The sequence below is a fragment of the Methylobacterium gnaphalii genome (assembly GCF_007992215.1).
Taxonomy (GTDB): domain Bacteria; phylum Pseudomonadota; class Alphaproteobacteria; order Rhizobiales; family Beijerinckiaceae; genus Methylobacterium; species Methylobacterium gnaphalii.
This window is the reverse complement of record NZ_BJZV01000100.1, coordinates 1-1,134: the sequence shown is the minus strand read 5'-3', so window position 1 is coordinate 1,134 and position 1,134 is coordinate 1. Positions and strand designations below refer to the sequence as shown.

Sequence of the window (1,134 nt, the reverse complement as noted above, 5' to 3'; positions counted from 1 at the left end):
GACCTCGGGCTGTTCGTATTTGCCTGCGTCGGGCCCGACGTCGCGCGCGATTGTGGACGGGGCGGATGTGGCGACGCCTGGCGGGGTCTATGCGCGCTACGAGCTGGTGGACGTCACCCCGGCGGTGATCGAGGCGCTGCGCTCGCGTCCCCTCGACAGCCTGCTGGCAACCTTCGGCGACCGCTCCCCCTCGGCCGAGCCGGTGATCGGCATCGGCGATTCCGTGGCGGTGCAGGTCTGGGAGGCGGGCTCGGGCGGGCTGTTCTCAGGCCCGCTGGTGGCCGACCGGTTCTCGGCCGGCTCGAAATCGGCGCTGATCCCCGAACAGGTGGTGAGCCGCGACGGGGCGATCTCGGTGCCCTATGCCGGGCGCATCCAGGTGGCGGGACGGCGTCCGCAGGACGTGCAGGTGCTCATCGAGAACGAACTCGCCGGCAAGGCGATCCAGCCGCAGGTGCTGGTGTCGGTGGTGAAGCCGATCTCGCAATCGGTGACGGTGACCGGCGAGGTCACCTCGGGCGCGCGCATCCCGCTCTCGGGCAAGGGCGACCGGCTGCTCGACGTGATCGCCGGGGCCGGCGGCGTGCGCGGCCAGGTCAGCGAGACCTATGTGCGGCTCTCGCGCGGGCAGACCACCGTGACGGTGCCGCTCACCGCCGTGGTCTCGAACCCGCGCGAAAACATCTTCATGCGGCCAAACGACGTGCTCACCCTGGTGCGCGACCCGCAGACCTTCATGGCCATGGGCGCGCTCGGCAACGTCACCGAGATCCCGTTCTCGGCCGAGGGCATCACCCTGGCGCAGGGCCTGGCCCGGGCGCGCGGCCTGTCGGACTTCCAGGCGGATGCCGAGGGCGTGTTCCTGTTCCGCTTCGAGCCCAACACCCTGGCCCGGCGCCTCAAGCCCGGCTCGCCGCTCCTGTCCACCAAGCTCGTGCCGGTGGTCTACCGCTTCAACATGCGCGACCCCAACAGCCTGTTCATGACCCAGGCCTTCCGCCTGCGCAGCCGCGACGTGCTCTACGTCTCCAACGCCCCCTTCACCGAGGTCCAGAAGGTGCTCAGCGTCTTCTCCACCGTCACCGCCCCCGTCACCGCCGCCGCCTCAACCTACAGCGTCACACGCTGATGCGA

At 70.3% G+C, this 1,134-nt stretch carries 1 protein-coding gene; it reads left to right on the top strand.

Going from position 1 to position 1,134, the window contains the following annotated elements:
* A partial coding sequence (locus MGN01_RS23260) for a polysaccharide biosynthesis/export family protein (RefSeq protein ID WP_147049158.1) occupies window positions 1-1,129 on the top strand: 1,129 nt, incomplete at its 5' end.
* Window positions 1,130-1,134 lie beyond the last annotated feature (5 nt).